Raw genomic sequence first — 7,036 nt, 5'->3', positions numbered from 1 at the left:
ATCATCGGCTACGGCAAGGCGGGCATCGCCTATATCGCGTCAAAATTTCGCTTTGAAATTCTGCTGCGCGCTAGCTCGCACGTGCCGCTGATTAACGCTGCGCGCGCGCTTGAGCATCTGCCCGTCGAGATCGATATGGACCCCGTAAACTTCGGCTAAGCGCGATTTGGTAAATTTTATTCTATAAATTTGACCCGCATAATTTTACGCGATACGCCGATGAATTGAGGTAAAATAATAGATTTTGACAGCAGTAGACCTTGCCATCTTATAATTTAAAAAGGCAACGATTTGAAAAAACTACTTAGAAATTTTATGATTTTTGCGGGTTTTATCTTTATGTTATACACCTCCTATTTTCTATATTTTTATTCTAAAAGAGCCGAATATGCGGCTATTTTATTGCAAAAGGCGCTTAGGTATGAAGAGGAATTTTTTACTGAAAAAACACAAAATTTAGACCCGTCTGAGCAGACCAAGCTAAGGCATGAGTTTGAAAAAGAGAAATCAAAGCTAGAAAAATATTGCAGCGATACCATAATAAACGGCGAAAATGGTCATTGCAAGGTTTATTACAACCTCGATTTCGACTATATCCATTTTTACGACGGGCGAAATCAAGATGTCGCGCTGGGCTACGACTTTGATAATGAAAGCATCGAGTTTTATAAAAAGCTATCAGATCACTATGATCACAAAGGCAAAAAATGCAGATCGCGCAGAGTGTATAGCGAGCACCATGCGACATTTGCCATTGATAATTTTGAGCATGCGAAATTTTGGTTGGGAAATTACGGCGAATTTACCCTAAAAGATCCATACATTCATGAATGTGAATAAAATTGATCGGTAATTTAAATACTGAAAGCCTGCCGTATAGATCGGAGGTATATGCATAAATTCATATTTGTGCGGATATGAAATGTATTTTATACTTTGATTAAGTAATTATGTTGTATAAGCGTATAATGTTAGTAATGAAAAACGCTTTCAAGGCTTCAAAAGCCCATTTTAAGGAGTGAGGGATGCAAGTTCGTGCTTTTATTTTAGCGATATTGTTTGCCGTATCGTTCGCAAAAGCGGATGATATAAAGCATCCATCGATGCCATGGCAACTGGAACCTATTTTATGGAAAATTCAAGATAAAAAAGTTGTAAGAAAAGCTCTTCACGAACCTATGATCCGGGGTGCAACTACCTTTAACGGCAAGAGTTTTTATTTCTTTACGATAGAAGATAATGCAACGCTCAAAAAAGAGTATGAAGAGCATTTATCAAAAGAAAGAGACTTCTGCAACGACTTTTACGATGATCTGTTCGAATGGAAAAATATAAATATAATCAAACCTCTGGTTTTTTGATACGACGGATTACAATAACTCCGTTTTAAAGAAAAATATGGGCGATTGCTGGTATATGGATATGAATAAAACGATTAGAGACGGCTTTAGCGGGCGCGGATTTACATTGTATAAATTTGATAATAAGCTTTTGTATATTATGATTTATAAAACCACTCCTTATATATATCAGACGGATGATTTCGCAAATCTTGCTTACATTTTAGATCCCAAAGAGTGTAGTAAAATCATAAAAGATCCTCGTAGCAGAGAAAATTTAGAAATTCCGGGCAATATCATATATAAACCGCGTCTGTTTTATGCCGAACCGATACGCTATAAAGATACGGATTATCTGCTTTTCATAGATTTTGACAATACGCACAGCGGTCAATTACTAAACGTCGCAATCAGGAAATTTAAAGACGGTATTTTACAAATGCCTGTTTGTAGCAATTCATACTTAAACACGAAGCTTTATCGATAGGGGCGGTTATGTGGGTTCATATTTTCATCTTAATGATCGCATTCGTACTATTTGCGAATGCAAACGATGTAAGCGATACGGAAATTCCTTTTGATTTAAAAATAGCTTTATGGAAAGCTAATGATAGGAAAGTAGTAAGAAGCAATCCTTCCGGTATGGTAGAAGGAGAAACCACTTTCAACGGAAAAACCGTTAGCTTTTGGCAAATAGATAGAAATACAACGCTCAAAAAAGAATATGAAGAGCATTTATCAAAAGAAAGAGACTTCTGCAACGACTTTTACAATGATTTGTTTGAATGGAAAAATATAAATATAATCAAACCTCTGGTTTTTTGATACGACGGATTACAATAACTCCGTTTTAAAGAAAAATATGGGCGATTGCTGGTATATGGATATGAATAAAACGATTAGAGACGGCTTTAGCGGGCGCGGATTTACATTGTATAAATTTGATAATAAGCTTTTGTATATTATGACGTATAGAGATTTTCGGCAATACGAGATGTCTTTTGCAAATTTTATGTATATTCTAGATCCGCAAGAGTGCAGTAAAATTATAAAAGACCCCTCGAGCGATTCATATCATAGCAGGGCAGATTTTGAGGATTATCGAAACAAGATCGCAGGAGATACCCTGATTTATTTCGGACCGATAAAATATAAGAGCGAAGATTATCTACTTTTTATCGATTCCGTAAATTTAATAAACGGTCTTAAAGCGGTTTCTATTAAAATTAGTAAATTTAAAGACAAAGTTTCGCAAACATCCGTTTGTAGAAATTTATATTTAAATACAAAAATTTACCGTTAAGGAGTAAATCATGCAATACATTCAGTTGCCGTTGATAACTTTAAGTATGCAAAATTTTGGTTGGGAGATCATGGCGAATTTACCCTAAAAATCCTTTTATCGCTGCGGGTTTGGGCTTGCAGTTTTTGCTCCCCAATCTGCGTTTTTAAAATTTTGTTCGGATTTTACGCCACCACTCATGCTTTTGCTCGCCCCTTTTCGATATACAGCGCCTATTCCTCGCTTCCCTCCGCTCGCACGATCAGGCTTTTTGGAAGTCGAAATTTCTCGATTATCTCGCACTCCTTGACGCGCATCTGCCCGTCGTCGCTCTCGTGGTCAAAGCCCAACACGTGCAGCAAGCCGTGCGTAAAAAGCAGCGCCGTCTCGTCATCCGTGCCGTGCCCCAGCTGCGCGGCTTTCATCTCTACGAGGTCTAAATTTATCACGACCGAGCCGAGTAGCACGGGGGCGAAATTTCCGCCGTCAAAATTCTCACTCTTTAAATTTTCATCGTCAGAACTTTCGCCCTCGGAATTTTCGGAATTTATGGTATTAAAATTTTCGCTTGCAGAATTCGCAGCGCTTGTATTTTCATTAGCGTAATTCGTATCGTTTAGAATTTTATCGCCGCTGTTTTCATGCGCGGAATTTTCCTCGCTCAAATTCCCGCCGAAGCCCGCAAACGCCGCTGGATCGAGCGGGAAGCTTAGCACGTCGGTCGCCTTGTCGATGCCGCGCGTTTGCGCATTTAGCTGCCGCATCTCCTCGCCGCGCATGAAAATTAGCTCGACGCTCCCGCCGCCCAGCTCCGCCGCGATAGCGTCCAAAATTTCGGGATAGGGCTGCTCGCAAAGTATCATTTTTACCCCTCTTTTATAAAATTTTCGTATAATTTTAGCAAAAAAAGGACGAAAATGAGAGCTTTATGCGTGATCAGCGGCGGCATGGACAGCGCGACCTGCGCATATATCGCGAAGCGCGAAGGTTACGAGATCGTGGCGCTGCACTTTGACTACGATCAGCGCACGATGGGCAAGGAGCGCGAGTGCTTCGGTAAAATTTGCGACGATTTGGGGGTTGCAAAAAGGCTGATTTTAGACGCTCGCTTCATCGCGCAGATCGGCGGCAGCGCCCTTACGGACGGTACCTTGCCGATCAGAAAGGGCGCGGCGGAGCTTTGCGGCGCGGCAAATTCTACCGGCACCGAGATTGACAGCGCGGTAAATTCCAAGAGTGCCGAGCTTGGAGAGTTAAATTTTGCCGAGACAAATTCCGTCGCCGAATTAGATGGGCAAAATTCTATCGTGGCGAATTCTATTAATGCCGAGATTGGCGGGCAAAATTTTACTGCGTCAAATTTTTCGACGAGCCCTGCGGACGCTCCGCTCGGTGCAGATTTGGCGCGAAATAGCGGCGGTTACGTGCAGAGCGGTGAAATTTTAACCCAAGGCGGTGAAGCTTCACTCGGGGACAATGAAATTTCACCACAAGGCGGCAAAATTTTAGCTCGCGACGACAAAATTTCACTGCAAGACGGCGAAATTGCATCTCAAAGCGGAGCCGAGCCGCAGCAGGGTGATAAAATTTCATCGAAGCACGCAGATGGTAAAATTTCACCGCAAAGCCAAAGCGATAAAATTTCACCGCCAAGCGGCGAGAGCGCGTTTTCGGATCTACCGAGCACCTACGTGCCGTTTCGCAACGGCGTGTTTTTGAGTATCGCCGCCGCCCTTGCCGAGAAGGAGTGCTGCGACGCGATTTTCATCGGCGTGGTGCAGGAGGATAGCAGCGGCTACCCCGACTGCGGCGCGGAGTTTATCGGCGCGTTTGAGCGAGCGCTCGATCTGGGCACGAGCCGCGACTTTCATCCGCGCATCAAAACCCCGCTCGTGCACCTTAGCAAGGCACAGATCGTCTCGCTGGCGCTTGAGATCGGCGTGCCGCTAGAGCTTACGTGGAGTTGCTACGAGCGCGAGGACGCTGCGTGCGGGCTTTGCGACAGCTGCCTGCTGCGGCTTAAAGGCTTTGCGGGCGCCGGCGCAAAAGATAAAATCCCCTACGCGATAGAAGCTTAGGCGCGACGCGGCGAAATTTAATCGCGCTGCGCCGAAATTTACCGAGCCCGCGTAGCGTGGTAATCCGCGTAGCGTTTAAATTTGAAATGCCGCATGATTTGCGGCTAGATTTAAATGCGCTGCGGCTTGCACTTTGGCGCGCGCCGAGCCGCGGCTGCAAATTTAAACTGCGCTTCGGAATTTGAAAAATTTTAATGCGAGCGTTGCGCATGGTTCCAAGCAAAAATCAATTATAAATTTAACCCTACGCTATATTTATTAGCGCATAGGCGGATATAAACATATCGCGGTATAATCCGAGAATTAAATTTTAAGGAGTAGAAAATGGCGTTTGTAGCAGAATATATTTCGAAAGAGGATATTGAGAAATATGGCGTTATTGACATAGTAAATAGCTCCAGGGCAAATTTTGGTGAACTTCCATTGGGCAATCAACGTATAGAGTAGCTTGATTGAGTCATCGATAGGCAGAGGGATATTTGGTTTATCTTTGTGTGTGATCCGCACTTACCGGATCCGCGAGATGGATTTACGGGTGAGGAGATTTATATTTTATGCTATAAAGGCAATGTTATTGAGCTTGATATTAGACGGGTCTATGACGAAACCACAAGTAAAATGCTAGTCGATAGCCCCTTTTTTATCAAATATAAGCTGGAAAGTATAAATTCCAGCACTTACGGAATTTCATTGGACGAGCTTTATAAAATTTTAAAAGAAGCTCTAACGGAATACGGTAATCGCGGTATTGATGGTAGAGAAAATTTACCAAAAGAACACGAAGTCGTAACTTTTCTGCACGATTAAGAAAGCGTAAAAACGACAAGCTAACAAAGCCGATCAAATTTTTATTAGACATTGCAAGCAGCGAGGGCGTGCAATGGTAGCGGTACCGATGGCGGTGCAAGCACGAAAGGAGTTTAGCAAAACGTGGCGCGAGCTCGAAGCGAGATGTGTAAATTCAAAGTGAATTTTATCCAAAACCCAACCGTCAGCGAGCGCGAGATAAAATTTTACTCAAACATCCAGCGCGTGAGAATCCGCTAGCGGGTGCGGACTATTTGTAAATTTTAAAATTTCACTCAAACGCCGAGCGTAGATTTAGATGCGGAATGATCTCAAGCTCTGTGGGTGCGACGAAATCCTTTTTACGCAGCTTTTCTATCGCCGCGCGCGCGATCATAGCGGCATTGTCGGAGCAAAATTTCATCGGCGCGAAAAGTATCTCACAGCCCGCCCGCTCGCACAAATCCGTCAAAAGCCCGCGCAGATGCAGATTTGCGCTCGCTCCGCCCACTACGCCGAAGCGCGCAAAGCGCTTCAGCTCAAAGATCCGCTGCAATTTATCCAGTATGTGCGCGCACGCCGCGTCCTCAAAGCAGCGCGCCAGATCGCGCATCGCCCGCTCATCTAGCTCGCCCGCCTCTTTTAGCTTTTCGATCTGCACGCGCACGGCGTTTTTAAGCCCCGAAAAGCTATACTCCAGCCGCCTGTCGCCCTTCAGCGGCACGGGCAGCTCAAACCTCGGCTCACCGCCTTTTGCAAGCTCCTCGATGAGCGCGCCGCCCGGGTAGCCGAGACCCAGCATCTTTGCGATCTTATCGAAGCTCTCGCCGAAGCTGTCGTCGCCCGTGGTCGCTAAAATTTCGATACCCCCCGCAGCGTCGATATCCAAAACCATCGTATGCCCGCCGCTAACGAGCAAAACGCCCATCGGAAATCGCGCCTCGCCGTGCAAAAACAGCGAGTAAACGTGACCTATGAGATGATTTACGCCGATGAGCGGCAAATTTAGCGCGAGCGCGAGCGCTTTTGCCGTATTCACGCCGCCGATCAGGCTCACGCTGAGTCCCGGGGTATTGGTCGCTGCGACGGCGCTAAGCTCGCTAAAATAGGGCTTTGCGCGCTGCAAAATCCGCGGCAGCGCCTCCGTATGCAGCCTCGCGGCAAGCTCGGGCACGACGCCGCCGTATTTGGCGTGATCGGCCTCCTGGCTTATTTTTTCGTAAAATTTCAGCTCGAAACTGCGCTCATCCATCACCGCGACCGAGCTGTCGTCGCAGCTGCTCTCAATAGCAAGTATCACACAAAATCCTTAAAATTTTTCGCTCATTATACTCAAAAATCGGCGCAGATGAAATTTTAAAATTTAAAGCGGCATGATCTAAATTTTGTTTTTGTCGCGATATACTCCCGCTCGCGGGGCTAAATTTTAAAATACGCCGTTCGGCTCGGTCGCGGTTTATCTGCCGCGGCGAATAAATTTTAAATAGATGAAATTTTGGCAGTTGAAATTTAGCGAGCAAATTTAAAATGGCCTTTGGATTTTAAAGCTC

The 7,036-nt window shown here is 44.8% G+C and carries 9 protein-coding genes and 2 pseudogenes; 9 read left to right on the top strand and 2 right to left on the bottom strand.

Annotated elements, in window-relative coordinates; all coding sequences use genetic code 11:
• Nucleotides 1-291: 291 nt before the first annotated feature.
• The 5 genes from Q0537_RS07680 to Q0537_RS07660 all read left to right on the top strand — a co-directional run bounded on the left by Q0537_RS07680 (nt 292) and on the right by Q0537_RS07660 (nt 2,643).
• Nucleotides 292-840, top strand: a complete 549-nt coding sequence (locus Q0537_RS07680; protein WP_299226733.1) for a hypothetical protein — start codon at nt 292-294, stop codon at nt 838-840.
• Between the two features lie 185 nt (nt 841-1,025).
• Nucleotides 1,026-1,361, top strand: a complete 336-nt coding sequence (locus Q0537_RS07675) for a hypothetical protein (protein WP_299226730.1) — start codon at nt 1,026-1,028, stop codon at nt 1,359-1,361.
• Nucleotides 1,362-1,398: 37 nt separating this feature from the next.
• On the top strand, nt 1,399-1,827 hold the full coding sequence (locus Q0537_RS07670) for a hypothetical protein (RefSeq protein WP_299226728.1): 429 nt from the start codon (nt 1,399-1,401) through the stop codon (nt 1,825-1,827).
• A gap of 8 nt (nt 1,828-1,835) precedes the next feature.
• Complete coding sequence (locus Q0537_RS07665) at nt 1,836-2,165, top strand: hypothetical protein (protein ID WP_299226725.1); 330 nt, start codon at nt 1,836-1,838, stop codon at nt 2,163-2,165.
• Nucleotides 2,166-2,202: 37 nt separating this feature from the next.
• The gene (locus Q0537_RS07660) at nt 2,203-2,643 is read left to right on the top strand and encodes a hypothetical protein (RefSeq protein ID WP_299226722.1); all 441 of its coding nucleotides are present in this window, start codon (nt 2,203-2,205) and stop codon (nt 2,641-2,643) included.
• 212 nt (nt 2,644-2,855) lie between these two features.
• Here Q0537_RS07660 and ybeY read toward each other — a convergent pair whose 3' ends face one another.
• The gene (gene ybeY / locus Q0537_RS07655) at nt 2,856-3,485 is read right to left on the bottom strand and encodes an rRNA maturation RNase YbeY (RefSeq protein WP_299226720.1); all 630 of its coding nucleotides are present in this window, start codon (nt 3,483-3,485) and stop codon (nt 2,856-2,858) included.
• 54 nt (nt 3,486-3,539) lie between these two features.
• Between ybeY and Q0537_RS07650 the strand changes: the two are divergent.
• The 4 genes and pseudogenes from Q0537_RS07650 to Q0537_RS07635 all read left to right on the top strand — a co-directional run.
• Nucleotides 3,540-3,806, top strand: a pseudogene (locus Q0537_RS07650) (7-cyano-7-deazaguanine synthase); the annotation flags it as partial.
• Between the two features lie 474 nt (nt 3,807-4,280).
• A pseudogene (locus tag Q0537_RS07645) lies at nt 4,281-4,700 on the top strand (7-cyano-7-deazaguanine synthase); the annotation flags it as partial.
• Between the two features lie 324 nt (nt 4,701-5,024).
• Nucleotides 5,025-5,147: a hypothetical protein gene (locus Q0537_RS07640; RefSeq protein ID WP_298986093.1), complete on the top strand. Its 123-nt coding sequence runs from the start codon at nt 5,025-5,027 to the stop codon at nt 5,145-5,147.
• A 45-nt stretch (nt 5,148-5,192) separates the two neighbouring features.
• Nucleotides 5,193-5,507: a hypothetical protein gene (locus tag Q0537_RS07635; RefSeq protein ID WP_299226718.1), complete on the top strand. Its 315-nt coding sequence runs from the start codon at nt 5,193-5,195 to the stop codon at nt 5,505-5,507.
• A gap of 271 nt (nt 5,508-5,778) precedes the next feature.
• On the opposite strand, the gene tsaD is transcribed toward Q0537_RS07635, so the two are convergent.
• Complete coding sequence (gene tsaD, locus Q0537_RS07630; RefSeq protein ID WP_299226715.1) at nt 5,779-6,786, bottom strand: tRNA (adenosine(37)-N6)-threonylcarbamoyltransferase complex transferase subunit TsaD; 1,008 nt, start codon at nt 6,784-6,786, stop codon at nt 5,779-5,781.
• Nucleotides 6,787-7,036: the final 250 nt, after the last annotated feature.

Origin of the sequence: uncultured Campylobacter sp. (genome assembly GCF_938017775.1) — a bacterium.
Lineage (GTDB): Bacteria > Campylobacterota > Campylobacteria > Campylobacterales > Campylobacteraceae > Campylobacter_B.
This window is presented reverse-complemented; position numbering and strand designations above follow the sequence as displayed.